The organism is uncultured Microbacterium sp. (genome assembly GCF_963521645.1).
Lineage (GTDB): Bacteria > Actinomycetota > Actinomycetes > Actinomycetales > Microbacteriaceae > Microbacterium.
Genome location: NZ_CAUQVQ010000050.1, coordinates 1 through 18,686, shown reverse-complemented (window position 1 = coordinate 18,686; position 18,686 = coordinate 1). Strand labels below are relative to the sequence as shown.

Here is an 18,686-nt window from a genome sequence, read left to right as displayed (position 1 = left end):
GGCCATGGTGGTGATCGCGTACTCGGCCGTCGCCGCTCCGGTGTCGTCTCCGAAGAGCGTGGCTGCACGGCGACGGGTCAGGGGCGGGATCGCATCCGCCCTGCTGCGCGCACGACGCACACCTCCCGAGTGTGTGGCGGATGCGTCGTGCCTGTCGCGGCTCGTGTTCATGGTGTTCCTCTTTCTCTGTATGGATGCGCGGGCATCCGGGTGGTCGATGATGTTCCCTGCCGGTCATGCCCAGCCGATGACGCTCACAACGGCAGCGGCGTCGACGCCATCACGCTCAACAGAAGCGGGGCCACGCCGAGCAGCAGGAATGCGGGGAGGGTGCAGACGCCCAGCGGCAGAAGCAGTCGGGTCGACAGCTTCGCCGCCCGCAGGCGTCCCTGTATGCGGGATCGATGCCTGTCCTGCGCGGCCGACGCCCGGAGCAGCTCAGCAGCCGGTACACCCGCGGCGCGGGAGAGGTCGAGCACGGAGCGGATGCGCGTCTCATCGCCGTGCCGTGACGCGGAGCTCTCCTCGACCAGGCGCAGCGCCCGATCGACCGAGGCGCCGCCCGACAGCGCCACGGCCATGAGCTCGGCGCGCATGCCGGGAGTGCCGGGCTCCGGTTGCGCGCGACGCAGCAGCCTGTTCGTCCACAGCCTGGCCGCGGCGACCAGCAGCAGCCCCGTCCCCGCGCAGACTGCGCCGATCGGGGTGCCTGTCACGACCGTGACGGTGTCGAATCCGAGCGCGAGACCGAGCAGCAGTCCGGCGAGAGGCATCCACAGCAGCAGGCGCGCCGTCCCGGCGGGCTCGGCGAGCGCGATGCGCACGTCGTCGGCGGCTGAGGCCGAGTCTCGCAGGGTCTCGGCGATCATGCGCAGGACCTCCGCCAGAGGTGCGCCGACCGTCGTCGCGACCTCCCACGCGGCAGCGAGATCCTGCCACGCTCCCCCCTCCGACTCGATCGCCGCGACGAGCGGCACTCCCCGTGCGACCCGCTGCACGACCGCTGCCGCGTGCGGGTCTCCTGTGTCGCTGAGATGTCGCCACGCCGTCAGCGGCACCGCCCCCGCCTGCAGCAGCACGGCGAGCGTCTGCACGGACGTCGCCGCATCGGCACCGTCGTCGACGGGTCCGCGCCGTCGAGCCCTCACCACGGCTGCACCTCGGCGATGGTGAGACGGTCTCCGTCCAGTCCGAACTCCCCTGCCTGCGAGATGCGCCGCCGTCCGTCGGGGGCGCGTTCGAGGTGCAGCACGACGGTGAACGCACTGACGACCTGACGCGCGAGCGCCGCGGAATCCATTCCGGCGAGGGCGCCCAGCGCTTCCATGCGCGCCGGGACGTCGCCCAGACCGCTGGCGTGCAGCGTGCCCGCTCCTCCGTCGTGACCCGTGTTGAGTGCCGTGAGCAGCTCGCGGACCTCCTCGCCGCGGCATTCGCCCACCACCAGACGATCCGGCCGCATGCGCAGCGACTCCCGGACGAGTCGGGCCAGACTGATGCCGCCGGCGCCCTCGAGGTTCGACTGCCGCGCTTCGAGAGCGACATGATGCGGATGCCGGGGCCGGAGCTCCGCGACGTCCTCGATCGAGACGATCCGCTCCGAGGCCGGTGCCGCAGAGAGAAGGGCGGAGAGCAGCGTCGTCTTGCCCGTGCCGGTGCCGCCCGTGATGAGGATGTTCGCGCGATCGCGCACGAGTCCGAGCAGCCAGCTCTGGCGACGCGCGTCGAACGTGCCGAGTGCGGCGAGCGCATCGAGATCGGCGGCGCGCACTCGCGGCACTCTGATCGACAGCGCTGTTCCGGCGGTCGCCACCGGCGCGAGCACGGCGTGCACCCGGATGCCCGAGTCGAGTCGCACGTCGACACAGGGCGCCTGGTCGTCGAGGTGACGCCCGCCGAGAGCAACGAGCGCGACAGCGAGATCGCGCACTTCGCGCTCGGATGCGCTCCAGCCCGGCACCGCCTCGGTGCCGTGACCGCGATCGACGAACAGCCCCCGGGAGCCGTTCACGAAGATGTCTGTGACGTGGGGATCGGCACAGAACTCCCGCAGGGGGCCGAAGGCCTGGTCGATCGCGAACTCCTCGACGGGGGTCTCACGAGCGTCGCCGGCGGCGAGGGGCGTGGCTCGGGGTCGGATGACGAAGGAATCAGGCATGGCCCGACGCTAGGCGCGCGCCGTGCGCGATCGGGGCGTTCGAAGCCTGCGGGCACGCGCCCTGTGGGCAACCTCCTCACGAGGTCGCCGGTGCAGAGACGCGCTCGCGGACATGCCGCCCGGCGGGAGCGCTCTCACAGAGATGGGCGACATCTCACGGGGGGAATGAGATGTCGCCCGCGGCGGGCCCTATCGGGGGATTCGGGCGCGCCAAGGCCGGAATGAGAATTCGGCTGACGTCGAGTGTACGCAAGGCGACCGTCCTGACAAAACCCGCCCGGGTACCGACTTTCGGCGGTAGGCGACGTCCGCGGCCGAGGCTAGATTCACCCTGACCTGATCGCGCCACCCACACGATCAGCCCGCACGACCTGCCATGCCGCAAAGGAGCGCCTGCCGATGAGCAGCCAGATCGATCATCTTCTCGACGAGACCCGCCAGTTCCCGCCGTCCGACGACTTCGTCGCCCAGACGATCTCCTCCCCCGCCCTGTACGAGAGCGCCGCGGCTGATCGCGAGGCGTTCTGGGCCGAGCAGTCTCGCGAGCTGCTCGAGTGGCACAAGCCCTTCACACAGGTGCTCGACTGGTCGACACCCCCGTTCGCGAAGTGGTTCGACGACGGCGAGTTGAACGTCGCGTACAACTGCCTGGACCGCCATGTCGAGGCCGGCAACGGCGACCGCGTCGCCCTGCACTGGGAGGGCGAGCCCGGTGATTCCCGCACGATCACCTACGCGGAGCTCACCGAGGAGGTCAAGCGGGTCGCCAATGTGCTCGAGGGCCTCGGCATCGGCCACGGCGACCGCGTCGCGATCTACCTGCCCATGGTCCCCGAGGCCGTCGCCTCGATGCTCGCCGTCGCGCGCGTCGGCGCGATCCACTCCGTCGTGTTCGGCGGCTTCAGCGCCGACAGCCTGCGCTCGCGCATCGACGACGCAGGGGCGAAGCTCGTGATCACCGCCGACGGCGGGTACCGCAAGGGTCGGGTCTCGGCACTCAAGCCCGCAGTCGATCAGGCTCTCGCCGACCGTGGCGACGGTGAGCAGCAGACCGTCGAGCACGTTCTGGTGGTCCGTCGCGGCGAGAACGAGGTCGAGTGGAACTCCGAGCGCGACATCTGGTGGCACGAGGCGGTGCCGAACGCGTCGGCAGAGCACACCGCTCAGGCGTTCCCTTCCGAGAACCCGCTGTTCATCCTGTACACCTCCGGCACGACCGGGAAGCCCAAGGGCATCCTGCACACGTCGGGCGGTTACCTCACCCAGGCGGCGTACTCGCACAAGTACGTGTTCGACCTTCACCCGGAGACGGACGTCTACTGGTGCACGGCTGACATCGGGTGGATCACGGGACACAGCTACGTCGCCTACGGTCCGCTCGCGAACGGCGCGACCCAGGTCATCTACGAGGGGACGCCAGACGCCCCGCACCCGGGCCGCTGGTGGGAGATCATCGAGAAGTACAAGGTCTCGATCTTCTACACGGCGCCGACCGCGATCCGCTCGTTCATGAAGATCGGCCGCAGCGTCCCCGCGAAGTTCGACCTGTCGTCGCTGCGCCTGCTCGGCTCGGTGGGCGAGCCCATCAACCCCGAGGCGTGGATCTGGTACCGCGACGTCATCGGCGCCGGAAAGACCCCCATCGTCGACACGTGGTGGCAGACCGAGACCGGCGCGATCATGGTCTCCGCCCTGCCGGGAGTGACATCCACCAAGCCCGGCTCGGCGCAGGTTCCACTCCCCGGCATCTCGATCGACGTGGTCGACGAGTCCGGGGTCGAGGTGGGCAACGGCAACGGCGGCCTCTTGGTGGTCACCGAGCCGTGGCCGAGCATGCTCCGCGGCATCTGGGGCGACCCCGAGCGCTACAAGGAGACGTACTGGGAGAAGTTCGAGGAGCAGGGCTACTACTTCGCCGGCGACGGCGCACGCCTCGACGCGGACGGCGACCTGTGGCTGCTCGGACGCGTGGACGACGTGATGAACGTCTCGGGACACCGTCTGTCGACCGCCGAGATCGAGTCGTCCCTCGTCGCACACGAGGCCACCGCCGAGGCCGCGGTCGTCGGCGCTGCGGATGAGACCACCGGCCAGGCCGTCGTGGCGTTCGTCATCATCAAGGAGAGCTATCTGTCGGCACACGCCCCGGCCGGTCTCGCTCAGCAGCTTCGCCAGTGGGTCGGCGAGCAGATCGGCGCGATCGCCCGCCCTCGCGACGTCTACATCGTGGGCGAGCTCCCCAAGACCCGCTCGGGCAAGATCATGCGCCGCCTGCTGCGCGACGTCGCCGAAGGACGCGAGGTCGGAGACACCACGACCCTGGCGGACACGGCGGTCATGAGCATCATCTCGGCGCAGGTGAAGTAGAACGCCCGCACTGCACGACCGGATGCAGAACGCCCCCTCCCGATCACGGGAGGGGGCGTTCTCGTACGACGCCCGCTCAGGCGAGGACGAAGGTGACTTCGACCTCGACCGGGCTGTCCAGCGGCAGCACCGGCACGCCGACCGCAGCGCGGGCGTGACGCCCTGCGTCGCCGAAGATCTCGCCGAGCACCAGGCTCGCGCCGTTGATGACGCCGGGCTGTCCGGTGAACTCCGGCACGGATGCCACGAAGCCGCCGACCCGCAGGACTCCGGCGATGTTGTCGACGCCCCCGGCGGCGTCCGCAGCCGCCGCGAGCGCGTTCAGCGCACAGGTGCGCGCATAGCCGTTGGCGTCTTCGGCTGAGACCTCGGCCCCGACCTTGCCCGTGGCGGGCAGCGATCCGTCGGTGAAAGGCAGCTGTCCCGAGGTGTAGACGAGGCCCGCGTGCACGACGGCGGGGACGTAGGCAGCGACGGGCGCGGCGACCGACGGAAGCTCGATGCCGAGCTCGGCGAGACGGGCGGAGAGGCTCACTCGGCGCCTCCCTCGAACTGGCGGGATGCCTGGGCCGCGGCGGCGAGCCCGGCGTTGCCGGCGGCATCCGCCGTCACGGGGCGCTTGAAGTAGGCGACGAGTCCGCCCTCAGGCCCCTGCACGACCTGGACGAGCTCCCAGCCCTGCTTGCCCCAGTTGTTGAGGATCGCAGCGGTGTTGTGGATGAGCAGCGGCGTGGTGAGGTATTCCCACGTTGTCATGGCACTCCTGTCTGGCGGCATCCGCGACCCGCAGATGCGTCAAAGGCTGTATTCAGGGAACTCCCCTACGATCAAGCGTATGCCCCAAAAGAATCGCACGGTGAGTGGTGCGCTCGGTGGAGTCCTCGGGCTCGTCGGACTGAGCGCTGTCGCCGGACTCCTCGTCGCGGCCAGCGTCACCCCGGTCCTCGCGATGACCGGTATCGCAGGCTCGCAGGCGCTGACGATCTTCCAGGATCTTCCCGCCAATCTCCAGGTCAACCGGCCGATGGAGCAGTCGACCATCGTCGCGACCGATTCGGCCGGCAACGAGGTCGAGCTCGCGTCGTTCTACGAGCAGAACCGCATCCCGGTGACCTACGAGCAGATCAACCCCGTCGTCTTCGACGCGATCCTCTCGAGCGAGGACAAGGACTACTTCAGCCACGGCGGCGTGAACGTGGGCGCGACAGCCAAGGCGCTCGTCGACAACCTGCGCGGAACGGATGACCGCGGGGCATCGACGATCACGCAGCAGTACGTGAAGAACGTGCTGATCCAGGAGTGCGAGCAGGAGGCCGACCCGGCCTCGGGCACCTACGCCGACGACCTGCAGCAGTGCTGGCTCGATGCCACCAACGCCGAGGGCGCCAAGGGCGTGGAGCGCAAGCTGCAGGAGATGCGCTTCGCGCTGCAGGTCGAGAAGGAGTACTCGAAGAACGACATCCTCCTCGGCTACCTGAACATCGCGAACTTCGGCGGCACGGTCTACGGCATCGAGTCGGCCGCCAACTACTACTTCTCCACGACTGCGGCGAACCTCACGCTCGCTCAGGCCGCGACGATCGCCGGCATGGTGCAGAACCCGAACCAGTACCGCATCGACCAGCCCCAGGGCACCTGGACGGATGAAGACGGAGTCGGGCACAACGGCGAGGCCGACGGCTACGCCGAGACGCTCGATCGCCGCACGTATGTGCTCGAGCGCATGCTCGCGAACAGCAAGATCACGCAGGAGCAGTTCGACGAGGCCAACGCCTCCCCCATCGGACCGGCGATCAGCCAGCCCACCCAGGGTTGCGCCTCTGCTGTCAACGTCGCGCGCAGCGCGTACTTCTGCGAGTACGTGAAGTCGGTCGTGCTGACCGACCCGGCCTTCGGCGAGACCGAGGAGGACCGTCGCGACCTGCTGCGTCAGGGCGGTCTCAAGATCTACTCGACCATGAACATCGACATCCAGAACGCGGCCGCGGCGGAGATGCTCGAGACCGTGCCGGCGAACTACGACAACCAGTTCTTCGGAGCGGCCGGTGTCTCGCTCGAGACGCAGACGGGTCGTGTGCTCGCGATCACGCAGAACACCAACTTCAGCGAGACGATCCAGGGCGATCAGGCCTACACCGCCCTCGTGTTCGCGACCGACAAGGCGCACGGCGGCTCGAACGGCTTCTCGGTCGGCTCGACCTACAAGCTCTTCACGCTGATCGACTGGCTCGAGAACGGGCACTCGGTGCGCGAGACCCTGAACGCGAACAACCGCGTGTTCACGAAGTTCCGCTGCGGCGACGAGACGCTGACGAACCGCACCAAGATCCAGAACTTCGGCAACCAGGGCGGCTACACGGGCAACGTCCTGAAGTTCACCGCCGACTCGCTCAACAGCGGCTACCTCGCGATGGCCGAGAAGCTCGACCTCTGCGAGATCAACGCGGTCGCCGACCGGATGGGTGTCACGCTCTCGAACGGTGGCAAGACCACGGACGACCCGCCCGCACCGTACGACATCCTCGGGCCGAAGTACATCTCGCCGCTCGCGATGGCGGGTGCGTACGCGACCGTCGCCAACAAGGGCGTCTACTGCGCGCCGCGCGCGATCGACCGGGTGGTCGACGCCGAGGGCAAGGAGCTGCCCATCCCCGAGCAGGACTGCTCCGAGGTGATCACGCCCGAGGTGGCCGCGACCGCCGCCTTCGCGCTTCAGGGAGTGATGAACGGTGGCGGAACGGGTAACCGCGCCAACACCAACGACGGCACTCCGCTGATCGGCAAGACCGGTACCCACGAGTCGTGGGGAACCATGATGATCGAGTCGAGCACCAACGTCACCACCTCGGTGTGGGTCGGCCGTTCCGAGGGCACCGCCAGCATCCTTCGCCAGAGCTGGGGCGGCACCGACCTGAATGCGATGCGGTACACGCTCGCCAGGACCATGCAGCGCGCAGCCAACGACCTCTACGGCGGCGAACCGTTCCCGGCCCCGGACAACAACCTCAGCCGGCAGATCCTGACCGACGTCCCGAACGTGGTCGGCATGTCCGTGGACGCCGCGACCCAGGCTCTGCGTGAGAAGAGCTTCCAGGTGGTCGTCGGCGCACCCGTCGACGGGCCCGAGGGTGACGTCGTCATGGCGCAGGACCCCGCCGGTCAGGCGGCGAGCGGCGCCACCGTGACGATCTCGCCGAGCAACGGCCAGGCCGTGACCGTGCCCGACATCACGGGCCAGTCGAAGTCGAACGCGCAGAACGCCCTGTTCGGCGCAGGCTTCTCGTCGATCTCGTTCGACAACTCGTGCAACCCGCCGGGGTCGACGGTCGCGAGCACCGACCCCGCGGCGAACACGGCGACGAACAAGAGCACGTCGATCACGGTCACCTGCAAGTGACCGCCCGCACGTCAGCACACCCGGCCCTCATCGCGCTCGGCGCGGTGGGGGCCGCTGGTGCCGCCGCAGCCGTGTGGGGCATCGGCATCGAGCGCTACCTGTTCACGGTGCGCGAGGCCACGGCGGCCGCACTCGCCCCGGGTTCGTCTCCGATCCGGGTGCTGCACATCTCCGACGCCCACATGGCGCCCTGGCAGCACCGCAAGCAGGACTGGCTTGCGTCGCTCGCCCAGCTGGAGCCCGACCTGATCGTCAACACGGGCGACAACCTCGGGCATCGCGACGGCCTCGACGGCATCCGCCGGGCATTCGACCCGCTCGCCGGCATCCCGGGCGTCTTCGTGCACGGGTCGAACGATGTGACCGCCCCCTCCCCGCGCAATCCTTTCCGGTACTTCATGGGGCCGTCTTCGAAGCACCAGAAGGCATCCACTCTCGACACCGCAGCGATGGACGCGTACTTCAGCACCGAGCTGGGCTGGTCGACGCTGAACAACACCGCGGCCCGCCTCACCGTCGCCGGCAACCAGGTCGATCTCTTCGGCGTCAGCGATGCGCACCGCGACTGGGACCGTCTGGAAGACCTCCCCGCCGCGATCGACCGACTCGGACGGCGAGACGCCGGCACCTCGGTGCTCGGCGTGACCCACGCCCCGTACCGGCGGGTGCTCGACGGCTTCATCGATCTGGGCGCGGAGGCGATCTTCGGCGGCCACACCCACGGCGGCCAGGTCTGCCTGCCGGGCTACGGCGCCCTGGTCGCCAACTGCGACATCCCCCTGAAGCAGGCGAAGGGCCTCAGCACGTGGACGCACGGCGGCCGCACGGTGCCGCTCAACGTCAGCGCCGGCTGCGGACACTCGATCTATGCTCCGGTGCGCTTCGCGTGCCGCCCCGAGGCGACGCTGCTCACCCTGACGGCGCGGGACTGACCGCCGATTCGCCGTTTGCCCCTGGTCTCTTGTAGACTCGGAGGGTTGCAAAACGGGGTGTGGCGCAGCTTGGTAGCGCGCTTCGTTCGGGACGAAGAGGTCGCAGGTTCAAATCCTGTCACCCCGACCAGTGACACGAAGGCCGCCCTCACGGGCGGCCTTCTCTGTACCGGCGTCTGCATCGGCGGCCGCCCCGTATCTTGGGAAGATCATGACCACGCCTGCCCTCGTCGCCTTCGACCTCGATGACACGCTCGCTCCCTCGAAGGGCGCCATCAGCCCCCGGATCGCCGCGCAGCTGCTCGCACTGCTGCGCACCGTCGACGTCGCGATCATCTCGGGCGGCAACGAGGCGCAGTTCCGCTCGCAGGTCATCGCCCAGCTGACGGATGCGGATGCCTCGGCCGTCGCCCGCCTGCATCTGCTGCCGACGTGCGGCACGCGCTACCTGCGCCACGACGGCAGCGATTTCACGCCGCTCTACGCGCACGATCTGAGCGCCGAGGAGAAGTCCGCAGCGCTCGGCGCGCTGCGCGAGGAGGCCGAGCGCCTGGGCCTGTGGGAAGCCGAGCCGTGGGGCGAGATCCTCGAGGACCGCGGGTCGCAGATCACGTTCTCGGCTCTGGGCCAGAAGGCTCCCCGTGACGCGAAGCACGAGTGGGACCCGACGGGCTCGAAGCGGGAGGCTCTGCGCGATGCGGTGGCTGCACGTCTGCCCGGCCTCGAGGTCCGCTCGGGCGGCTCGACGTCGATCGACATCACGCGCGCGGGGATCGACAAGGCGTACGGCATGCGGCAGCTCGCAGAGCGCACCGGCATCCCGCTCGGCTCGATGCTCTTCTACGGCGACCGCCTCGACGAGGGCGGCAATGACTACCCCGTCCGCGCGATCGGCGTCCCCTCGGTCGCCGTCGACGGCTGGGAAGACACCGCCGACAAGCTCGACGAGCTGCTCAAGACGCTCTGACCCCCCGACCCCGACGCAGGCCCAGGCCCAGCGACGGGTCCGGGACGGCGTGAGCGCGACTCGGGTGCGTCTCAGCTCGTGACGACGTCGGACGCCCTCCGGGCGACCGGCACGAGACGCGTGAGCTGCGTCACGTGCGACGGCTCGAGCTCGGCGAGCGACGCGACGCCGAGCAGACGCATGGTGCGCTCGATCTCGGTGCGGAGGATCTCGATCGTACGGTCGACGCCCGCGCGCCCTCCCGCCATCAGCCCGTAGAGATACGCGCGCCCGATGAGGGTGAAGTCGGCACCCAGCGCCACGGCGGCGACGATGTCGGCTCCGTTCATGATGCCCGTGTCGATCATGACCGTGAAGTCGTCGCCGACGGCCTTGCGCACCTCGGGCAGCAGGTGGAACGGGATCGGCGCGCGGTCGAGCTGGCGCCCGCCGTGGTTCGACAGCACGATGCCGTCGACGCCGGCGTCGCGCAGCCGCACCGAGTCCTCGACGTTCTGCACGCCCTTGATCACGATCTTGCCGGGCCAGATGTCGCGGATCACTGCGAGGTCGTCGTAGCTGATGGTCGGGTCCATCGCGGCGTCGAGCAGTTCTCCCACCGTGCCGCCGGTGGTGCTCAGCGAGGCGAACTCCAGCTTCGGGGTCGTGAGGAAGTCGTACCACCACCATGGACGGGGGATCGCGTTGACGATCGTTCCGAGCGTGAGCTGCGGCGGGATGCTGAAGCCGTTGCGCTTGTCGCGCAGGCGCGCTCCTGCGACGGGCGTGTCGACCGTGAACTGCAGGGTGTCGAAGCCCGCGGCGGCGGCTCGGCGGGTGAGCTCGTACGAGATCTCGCGGTCGCGCATGACATACAGCTGGAACCAGTTGCGCCCGTGCGGATTCGCGGCCTTGACGCCCTCGATCGACGTCGTGCCCAGGGTCGACAGGGTGAACGGGATGCCGGCGGCGGCCGCGGCCCCCGCTCCCGCGACCTCTCCCTCGGTCTGCATGAGGCGGGTGAAGCCGGTGGGGGCGATGCCGAACGGCAGAGCCGAGGGCCCGTCGAGGATCTCGACCGAGGTGTCGACGTCGGGCGCGGGCCGGAGGATGCCGGGGTGGAACTCGACGTCCTGGAAGGCCTGGCGCGCCCGCGTGAGCGACAGCTCGCCCTCGGCGGCGCCGTCGGTGTAGTCGAATGCCGCCTTGGGGGTGCGGCGCTGGGCGATCCTGCGCAGGTCGCCGATCGTCAATGCCCCGTCGAGGCGTCGCTTCTTGCCGTCGAGCTGCGGCTTCTTGAACTTCATGAGCTCGAGGAGCTCTGCCGGGTTGGGGAGCTGTCGCTGGACCATCTCTGTCCTTTCAGGGGGTCGTTCGTGGGGAATCGGGTCTCGGAGCCACGCTCAGCGACCCGGTGCGCTCGTAGTATCCGGTGATGTGCGCGCGCACGAGATCGCGCGCCGCATCGGCGTCACCCGCGTCGATCGCAGCGACGATCGCGCGGTGCTCGGCGCGCAGGCCGTGCGCCATGTCGTCCCAATCGGCGACGGCCGCGGCCCGCTCCTGCACATATGACTCGATCGCCGTGCGCAGACCCGCCATGATCGCCGCGACCACGGTGTTGCCACTCGAGTCGGCGAGAGCCAGATGCAGCTCGGCGTCGAGGGCGAGGAACTCCGCAGGGGTCAGCCCCTCGACATCCATCGCATCGAGCACACGGTGCGCGGCGGTGAGGTCTCGCTCCGCCCTGTCGGCGAGCGCGGCGACGACCGCATCCTCGAGCAGGAGACGGGTCTGCACGACGTCTTCGAGCGGGAATCCCCGCGCAGCCACCTGGAGCCGCAGCAGGGTGGACATGCCACCGGTCGGCGTCGAGATCACGATCGCTCCCGACTGCGGCCCGGAACCGGTGGATGTGCGGATCAGTCCCATCACCTCGAGCACTCGCAGCGCCTCGCGCACACTGGATCGCCCGACGCCGAGTCCTGCGGCCAGATCGCGTTCGGAGGGGATCCTGTCCCCCGGGCCGATGCGTCCGTCCAGCAGATCGCGTTCGATGTGCTCGAGGACGAGGCGCCAGGCGCGTGTGGGGTGCTCAGGCATCCGCTCTCCTCGTCGTGATGGGAGCCGACGCCGCGTGTCGAGAGGACCGCGGCGCAGGACTCCTCTGTGGTCTGACCACAGTAGCGCGTGTGGTCAGACCACGCAAAGCGCGCACGACGACGCACCCCGCGGGCGACCGGCCGGCGGAGTGCTCAAAAGCCCGGAACGAGACCCGGGTCTAGCCCAGGCGTCCGCCCGACTCCTGCAGATAGCAGGCGCCGCACAGCGATTCGTAGGTCGTGAGTTCGGGAGTCGCGGAGCCGTCGGCGCCCTCGTCGATCGCGACCTGATCGCCGTCGAACACGAAGCGGCCACCGATGACCCGGCCGTTGAACACGGCCTTGCGCCCGCAGCGGCAGATGGTCTTGAGCTCCTCGAGGGAGTGCGCGATCGCGAGCAGCCGTGCGGAACCCGGGAAGGCGTGGGTGAGGAAGTCGTTGCGGATGCCGTAGGCCAGCACCGGGATGCCGTCGTCGATCGCGATCCGGAAAAGATCGTCGACCTGCGCGGCCGTCAGGAACTGGGCCTCGTCGATGAGGAGGCATGCGATGTCCGCGTCACGGCTGTGCGCAGAGAACAGCGCCCGCGCATCGTCATCCGCGCCGATGAGGAAGTCGACGTCTCGGGTCATGCCGAGCCTGCTGTCGATCTGCGATGCACCCTTCGTGTCGATCGCCGGCTTCGCCAGCAGCACCTTCTGGCCGCGCTCCTCGTAGTTGTACGCGGCCTGCAGCAGCGACGTCGATTTGCCGGAGTTCATCGCTCCGTAGCGGAAGTAGAGCTTCGCCACCGGCGCGTTACTCGTCGATGCCCAGCGCGGCGGCCGTGGCGGCGGTGGACTTCTGGGCCAGCGCCGCATCCGTGTTGAGCGTCGTGCCGAAGGTCGGGATCAGCTCACGCAGCTCGGGCTCCCACCCGGGGTACTGCTCGGGGAAGCACTTCTTGAGCAGGTCGAGCATGATGGGCACTGCCGTGGATGCTCCCGGAGAGGCTCCGAGCAGACCGGCGACAGACCCGTCGGACGCTGCCACGACCTCGGTGCCGAACTGCAGGATGCCGCCCTTCTTGGGGTCCTTCTTCATGACCTGGGCGCGCTGACCGGCGTTGATCAGCGTCCAGTCCTCATCCTTCGCGGTGGGCATGAACGTTCGCAGGCTGTCGACCTTCTTGGCGTGGTTCTTCAGCAGCTCGCCGACCAGATAGGTGATGAGGTCGGGGTTCGCGAACGCCACGCGCAGCATCGGCCACAGGTTGTGCGTGCTCACCTGCGACACGATGTCGAGCATCGAGCCGTTCTTGAGGAACTTGGGGCTGAAGGTCGCGAACGGGCCGAACATGAGCGAGGCCTCGCCGTCGACCACACGCGTGTCGAGGTGCGGCACCGACATGGGGGGCGCGCCGACCGACGCCTGCGAATAGACCTTGGCCTTGTGCTGCGCGACGATCTTCGGGTTCGAGGTCTTGAGGAACTGCCCGCCGATCGGGAAGACGCCGTAGCCCTTGATCTCGGGGATGCCGGAGCGCTGCAGCAGCTTGAGAGCCCAGCCGCCCGCGCCGACGAACACGAACCGCGCCTTGATCTCGTTCGGGGTGCGGCCGATCGTGGTGCGGTACTTGACCAGCCAGCCGTCCTTCTGCTTCTTCAGCGAGCGCACCTCGTGGTTCGTGCGCAACGAGACGCCCGACCGGGTGAGGTGGTCGAAGAGCTGGTGCGTCAGTGCGCCGAAGTCGACGTCGGTCCCCGCCGGCACGCGGGTCGCCGCGAAAGGCTCGCCCTTGCGGCGCTGCTGCATCAGGAGCGGCGCCCACTTGTTGATGACGCGGGAGTCCTCGCTGTACTCGATGCCGTCGAACAGAGGCTGCTTCTTGAGCACCTCGTAGCGGTCCTTGAGGTACGCGACGTCCTTCTCACCGCGGACGAACGTCATGTGCGGCGTGGCGTTGATGAACGTGGAGGGCTCGTCCAGCACTCCTCGTTCGACCAGCGAAGACCAGAACTGACGGCTCTGCTGGAACTGCTCGTTGATCGACACGGCCTTGGCGGGGTCGAGAGGTGCGCCCTTCTGCTGCGGCATGTAGTTCAGCTCGCAAAGTGCCGCGTGGCCCGTTCCCGCGTTGTTCCAGGGGTTCGACGACTCCTGCGCCACATCGGAGAGTCGCTCGAACGCGACGATCTTCCAATCCGGCTGCAGCTCGTGCAGCAGAGTACCCAGGGTGGCGCTCATGATGCCACCACCGATCAAGACGACATCGACGTTTTCGGTCACCGGAATAGTCTAGTTCGAGGTCACGGGGCGACCGACCACGCGGACCGGTCCGGTCAGACCGGTTCCGCATGACCGGGATGCGCGCAGGCTATCGCGCGCTACGACGCCAGACGCTCGGCGAGGATCTCCGCGATCTGCACCGCGTTCAGCGCCGCGCCCTTGCGCAGGTTGTCGTTGCTGATGAACAGCACGAGACCCTTGTTGTCGGGCGCGGACTGGTCGGCGCGGATGCGACCCACGAAGCTCGGGTCCTTGCCTGCGGCCTGCAGGGGCGTCGGCACCTCGTCGAGGACCACACCGGGAGCGCTGCTCAGCACCTCGGCGGCACGCTGCGGCGTGATGTCGCGGGCGAACTCGACGTTGATCGAGAGCGAGTGGCCGGTGAAGACCGGCACACGCACGCAGGTGCCGGCGACACGGAGATCGGGGAGCTCGAGGATCTTGCGGCTCTCGTTGCGGAGCTTCTTCTCCTCGTCGGTCTCGTTCTGACCGTCGTCGACGAGGTTGCCCGCGAACGGGATGACATCGAATGCGATGGGCGCGACGTACTTCTCGGGCTCCGGGAAGTCGATCGACGAGCCGTCGTGCACGAGACGCAGCGTGTCGCCCTGCGCGAGCACGCCCTCGACCTGACCGAGCAGCTCCTGCGCGCCGGCCAGACCCGAGCCCGACACGGCCTGGTAGGTCGACACGATGAGGCGTTCGAGGCCGGCCTCGGCGTCGAGCGCCTTCAGCACCGGCATCGCCGCCATGGTCGTGCAGTTCGGGTTCGCGATGATGCCGCGCGGGCGGTCGTCGATCGCGTGCGGGTTGACCTCGCTGACCACGAGCGGAACCTCGGGGTCGTTGCGCCAGGCGCTGGAGTTGTCGACGACGACGGCTCCGGCCTCGGCGAAGCGCGGGGCGTAGGCGCGGCTCGCGGTCGCTCCGGCCGAGAAGAGGGCGATGTCGATGCCGCCGGCATCCGCGGTCTCGACGTCTTCGACGATCACGGTCTCGCCGCCGAACTCGATCGCCGTGCCGGCGGAGCGCGAGGACGAGAACAGGCGCAGCTCGCGGATGGGGAAGGATCGTTCGGCGAGGATCTCGCGCATCACGGTGCCCACCTGGCCGGTGGCGCCCACGATGGCGACGGAGAGTCCTGAGTCGGAGATGCGGGTCATGAGGTTCCTTGGCGTCGTGCGGTGCAGCAAGAGAGGCTTCGGGCGCGGCGTCGGGATGCGGATGCCGCGCCTGGCGCCGATGTCAGGGTTTGGGCGAGTCTATCGCGGCCGCCGGTGATCGCCGCCCGCGCTCGACCGGTGTCAGCGGCCGGTGCCTGCGTGGACCGTCGCCTCGTTCTCGCCGTCGAGCCCGTACGCGGCGTGCACGGTGCGCGCCGCCTCGGCGAGGTCGTTGTCGCGCAGCACGACCGAGATGCGGATCTCCGACGTCGAGATCATCTCGATGTTGATGCCGCCGGCGGACAGCGCCTCGAAGAGGATCGCGGAGACGCCGGAGTGCGTGCGCATGCCGGCACCGACCACCGAGAGCTTGCCGATCTGGTCGTCGTGGACGAGGTTCTCGAACCCGACCTCGGTCTGCTCCCCCGCGAGCGCCTTGAGGGCTGCGGCGGCGTCGGCCTTCGGGACCGTGAACGAGATGTCGGTGCGTCCGGTCGACGCCGCCGACACGTTCTGCACGATCATGTCGACGTTCGCCCCCGACTTGGCGACGATCTTGAAGATCTCCGCGGCCTTGCCCGGGACGTCGGGCACTCCGGCGACCGTGATCTTGGCCTGGCCGAAATCGGTGGCGACACCGGCGACGATCGGTTCTTCCATGGCTTCTGCTCCCTCGGCTTCGCGAGGGTTCTTCATGCCCTCGCCCAGAACGTAAGTGCCCTCGGACGACGAGAACGTCGACCGGGCGTGGATCAGGACGCCGTGGCGTCGTGCGTACTCGACGGCGCGGATGTAGAGCACCTTCGCGCCGTTCGCGGCGAGCTCGAGCATCTCCTCGCTGCCGATGTGGTCGAGCTTCTGCGCCTTCGGGATGACCCGGGGGTCTGCCGTGAAGATGCCGTCGACGTCGCTGTAGATCTCGCACACGTCGGCGCTGAGCGCCGCGGCGAGGGCGACGGCGGTCGTGTCGGAGCCGCCACGGCCGAGTGTGGTGATGTCGCGGGTGTCCCGATTGAAGCCCTGGAAGCCGGCGACGATCACGATCGCCCCCTCGTCGAGCGCCTCGCGCAGACGCACGGGCGTCACATCGACGATGCGCGCCGACCCGTGATGGGAGTCCGTGATCATGCCGGCCTGGCTGCCCGTGAACGACCGGGCCTCGAAGCCCATCGAGTGGATCGCCATCGCGAGCAGCGCCATCGAGATGCGTTCCCCGCTCGAGAGCAGCATGTCGAGCTCGCGTGGCGCGGGGATCGGCGCGACCTCGTTCGCGAGGTCGAGCAGTTCGTCGGTCGTGTCGCCCATGGCGCTGACGGCGACGACGACGTCGTGCCCGGCACGACGTGTGTCGACGATGCGCTTGGCGACGCGCTTGATGCTCTCTGCGTCGGCGACGGACGAGCCGCCGTACTTCTGCACGATGAGGGCCACGTTCACTCCCTGGGATGTCGGGCGGATCCGCCCACGATCATTCTACGATCGCCGCATATGCACCGATTCGCATGTGACGGCGGCGGGCGGCGGGTCAGAGTGCCGGCGGCGCGGGCGAGTCGGCGAGTCCGTCGGGCGCGGTCGCAGGAGCCCGGAAGCGGCCGCCGGTGGCGGCGAACCAGCACCCCGCGATGATCAGCGGGAAGCCGATCAGCAGCCCCGGGGTGAGGGGTTCGGCGAGCACGATCGCCCCGAGGACGATCGCGACGACCGGGTTCACGTAGGTGAACAGGGGCGCGCGCACGGGACCGACCTCGCGGATCAGGGCGAAGAACGCCAGGAACGCCACCGCGGTGCAGATGACGGCGAGTGCGACCAGCGCGGCGATCGACGGCAGCGTGGGGACCCGGTGCTGCGTGAGGAGGCCGAGAGGCAGGTAGAGGAGGCCGATCATCAGCAGCGACAGCGTGATGGTGCCCAGTGACGGCACATCGGCGAGCTTGCGGGCGACGATGAACGGAGCGATCGCGTACAGGACCGCCACGAGCAGCACCTCCCCCGCCGCGAGCAGACCGATCTCTCCACCGAACAGCCCGGGACCCGCGACCACGATCGCGACGCCGAGGAACCCGACGAGCAGGCCGACCGCCCGCGCCGGACGAAGCACTCCCCTGTCTCCGCCGCCGAGAGCGATCAGCGCGGCGAACAGGGGCACGGTCGCGACGAGCAGACCCGTCATCCCCGACGGCAGCGTGATCTCCGCATGACCGAGCAGCACGAACGGGCCCGCCATCTCGACCAGCCCGAATGCGAGCACCCACGGCCAGTGCTTCCACGCCGCCCTGAGCGCACCGCCGCGGATCGCGAACGGGAGGAGCAGAAGGGCCGCGATCAGGGTGCGGCCGGCCACGATGGCGGGTGGCGAGATCGACTCGACCGCGATGCTGATGAAGAGGTACGGCACGCCCCAGAGCAGCGCCATCGCCCCGAAGAGCAGCCATCCGCGTCGCGAGAAGCCGCCCTGCGCGCTCACAGCACGCGCCGGCCCTCGAATGCGCGCCCGAGCGTGACCTCGTCGGCGTACTCGAGGTCGCCGCCGACCGGCAGGCCGGACGCGAGCCGCGACACCGTGATCTGCATGGTCGTGAGCAGGCGGCTGAGGTAGCTCGCGGTCGCCTCGCCCTCGAGATTGGGGTTCGTCGCCAGGATCACCTCCTGCACGGTGCCGTCGGCGAGACGCGTCATGAGCTGGGCGATGCGCAGGTCGTCGGGACCGATGCCCGCGATGGGGCTGATCGCCCCGCCCAGCACGTGGTAGAGACCGCGGAACTCACGGGTGCGCTCGATGGCCGCGACGTCTTTCGCGTCTTCGACCACGCAGATCAGAGTGGCGTTGCGGCGCGGGTCGCGGCAGATCGCGCAGCGCTCCTGCTCCGCCACGTTGCCGCAGACCTCGCAGAAGCGCACCCGCACGCGGATCTCGACCAGGAGCTCGGAGAGGCGCGCGACGTCGAACGTCGGCGTCTGCAGGATGTGGAACGCGATGCGCTGAGCGGACTTCGGCCCGATGCCCGGGAGGCGGCCGAACTCGTCGATCAGTTCTTGGACGATGCCGTCGTACATCAGGAGAACCTCGTGGGTGGCTCATAGGGCTCTTCGCGCACGAATGTGGCGCCGAGCACCTGGCGGATCACGGCCTCACCATAGCGCTGCACACCGCCGGAAGGGGTGCGCTCGGTGACGGTCGGCGCGGCGGGCGCCGCATGCGTGGTCGGGGGCGCCGAGGACGCGGAGCGACCGGGTGCGGGGGCTCGGCCGGGCCCTGTCGGGGCGGACGGCGACGGCGATTGCGACCGGGCCGGGGCCGCCTGAGCGGAGGATCCTCGCACGGGGGTCGGCTCGTACGCGGGATCGTAGGGCGG

16 protein-coding genes, 1 tRNA gene and 1 pseudogene are annotated in these 18,686 nt (G+C 69.1%); 5 read left to right on the top strand and 13 right to left on the bottom strand.

Going from position 1 to position 18,686, the window contains the following annotated elements:
* Positions 1-254: 254 nt before the first annotated feature.
* A complete protein-coding gene (locus RWO82_RS11075) occupies positions 255-1,148 on the bottom strand; it encodes a type II secretion system F family protein (protein ID WP_314426853.1) in 894 nt (297 codons plus the stop codon).
* The gene (locus tag RWO82_RS11070) at positions 1,145-2,158 is read right to left on the bottom strand and encodes a TadA family conjugal transfer-associated ATPase (protein ID WP_314426851.1); all 1,014 of its coding nucleotides are present in this window, start codon (positions 2,156-2,158) and stop codon (positions 1,145-1,147) included. Before RWO82_RS11070 ends, RWO82_RS11075 begins: the two co-directional genes overlap by 4 nt.
* 399 nt (positions 2,159-2,557) lie before the next feature.
* On the opposite strand from RWO82_RS11070, the gene acs reads away from it, so the two are divergent.
* Positions 2,558-4,525: an acetate--CoA ligase gene (acs, locus tag RWO82_RS11065; RefSeq protein ID WP_314426848.1), complete on the top strand. Its 1,968-nt coding sequence runs from the start codon at positions 2,558-2,560 to the stop codon at positions 4,523-4,525.
* Between the two features lie 76 nt (positions 4,526-4,601).
* Here acs and RWO82_RS11060 read toward each other — a convergent pair whose 3' ends face one another.
* Together RWO82_RS11060 and RWO82_RS11055 are read right to left on the bottom strand one after the other, a co-directional pair.
* Positions 4,602-5,060: a RidA family protein gene (locus RWO82_RS11060; RefSeq protein ID WP_314426846.1), complete on the bottom strand. Its 459-nt coding sequence runs from the start codon at positions 5,058-5,060 to the stop codon at positions 4,602-4,604.
* Positions 5,057-5,281 carry a hypothetical protein gene (locus tag RWO82_RS11055; protein WP_194763760.1) on the bottom strand — a complete coding sequence of 75 codons (225 nt, stop codon included), beginning with the start codon at positions 5,279-5,281 and terminating at the stop codon, positions 5,057-5,059. The genes RWO82_RS11060 and RWO82_RS11055 overlap by 4 nt, the downstream gene beginning before the upstream one ends.
* A gap of 100 nt (positions 5,282-5,381) precedes the next feature.
* Here RWO82_RS11055 and RWO82_RS11050 point away from each other — a divergent pair, with 100 nt between their 5' ends.
* The 4 genes from RWO82_RS11050 to RWO82_RS11035 all read left to right on the top strand — a co-directional run bounded on the left by RWO82_RS11050 (position 5,382) and on the right by RWO82_RS11035 (position 9,821).
* The gene (locus tag RWO82_RS11050; RefSeq protein WP_314426841.1) at positions 5,382-7,922 is read left to right on the top strand and encodes a transglycosylase domain-containing protein; all 2,541 of its coding nucleotides are present in this window, start codon (positions 5,382-5,384) and stop codon (positions 7,920-7,922) included.
* Positions 7,919-8,854 carry a metallophosphoesterase gene (locus RWO82_RS11045; protein WP_314426839.1) on the top strand — a complete coding sequence of 312 codons (936 nt, stop codon included), beginning with the start codon at positions 7,919-7,921 and terminating at the stop codon, positions 8,852-8,854. Before RWO82_RS11050 ends, RWO82_RS11045 begins: the two co-directional genes overlap by 4 nt.
* A gap of 53 nt (positions 8,855-8,907) precedes the next feature.
* Positions 8,908-8,984: transfer RNA gene (locus tag RWO82_RS11040), tRNA-Pro, on the top strand.
* A gap of 81 nt (positions 8,985-9,065) precedes the next feature.
* Entirely contained in the window at positions 9,066-9,821 is a 756-nt protein-coding gene (locus RWO82_RS11035; protein ID WP_314426837.1) for an HAD-IIB family hydrolase, read from the top strand.
* A 71-nt stretch (positions 9,822-9,892) separates the two neighbouring features.
* Here the strand turns inward: RWO82_RS11035 and RWO82_RS11030 are convergent, their stop codons facing one another.
* The 9 genes and pseudogenes from RWO82_RS11030 to RWO82_RS10990 all read right to left on the bottom strand — a co-directional run.
* Positions 9,893-11,152 (bottom strand): alpha-hydroxy acid oxidase, encoded by a 1,260-nt coding sequence (locus RWO82_RS11030; protein ID WP_314426835.1) that lies wholly within the window; start codon positions 11,150-11,152, stop codon positions 9,893-9,895.
* Positions 11,153-11,162: 10 nt separating this feature from the next.
* Positions 11,163-11,903, bottom strand: a complete 741-nt coding sequence (locus RWO82_RS11025) for an FCD domain-containing protein (protein ID WP_314426832.1) — start codon at positions 11,901-11,903, stop codon at positions 11,163-11,165.
* Positions 11,904-12,081: 178 nt separating this feature from the next.
* Positions 12,082-12,693: a thymidine kinase gene (locus tag RWO82_RS11020; RefSeq protein WP_314426830.1), complete on the bottom strand. Its 612-nt coding sequence runs from the start codon at positions 12,691-12,693 to the stop codon at positions 12,082-12,084.
* A 7-nt stretch (positions 12,694-12,700) separates the two neighbouring features.
* On the bottom strand, positions 12,701-14,170 hold the full coding sequence (locus RWO82_RS11015; protein WP_314426828.1) for a malate:quinone oxidoreductase: 1,470 nt from the start codon (positions 14,168-14,170) through the stop codon (positions 12,701-12,703).
* A gap of 98 nt (positions 14,171-14,268) precedes the next feature.
* Positions 14,269-15,333, bottom strand: coding sequence for an aspartate-semialdehyde dehydrogenase (locus RWO82_RS11010; RefSeq protein WP_314426826.1), 1,065 nt, complete (start codon positions 15,331-15,333; stop codon positions 14,269-14,271).
* A gap of 141 nt (positions 15,334-15,474) precedes the next feature.
* Positions 15,475-16,764: an aspartate kinase gene (locus RWO82_RS11005; RefSeq protein ID WP_314426824.1), complete on the bottom strand. Its 1,290-nt coding sequence runs from the start codon at positions 16,762-16,764 to the stop codon at positions 15,475-15,477.
* A 94-nt stretch (positions 16,765-16,858) separates the two neighbouring features.
* Positions 16,859-17,797, bottom strand: a complete 939-nt coding sequence (locus RWO82_RS11000) for a DMT family transporter (RefSeq protein WP_314426821.1) — start codon at positions 17,795-17,797, stop codon at positions 16,859-16,861.
* A complete protein-coding gene (gene recR, locus RWO82_RS10995) occupies positions 17,794-18,387 on the bottom strand; it encodes a recombination mediator RecR (protein ID WP_314426819.1) in 594 nt (197 codons plus the stop codon). Before recR ends, RWO82_RS11000 begins: the two co-directional genes overlap by 4 nt.
* A pseudogene (locus tag RWO82_RS10990) lies at positions 18,387-18,686 on the bottom strand (DNA polymerase III subunit gamma and tau); the annotation flags it as partial. The gene recR and the pseudogene RWO82_RS10990, both read right to left, overlap by 1 nt.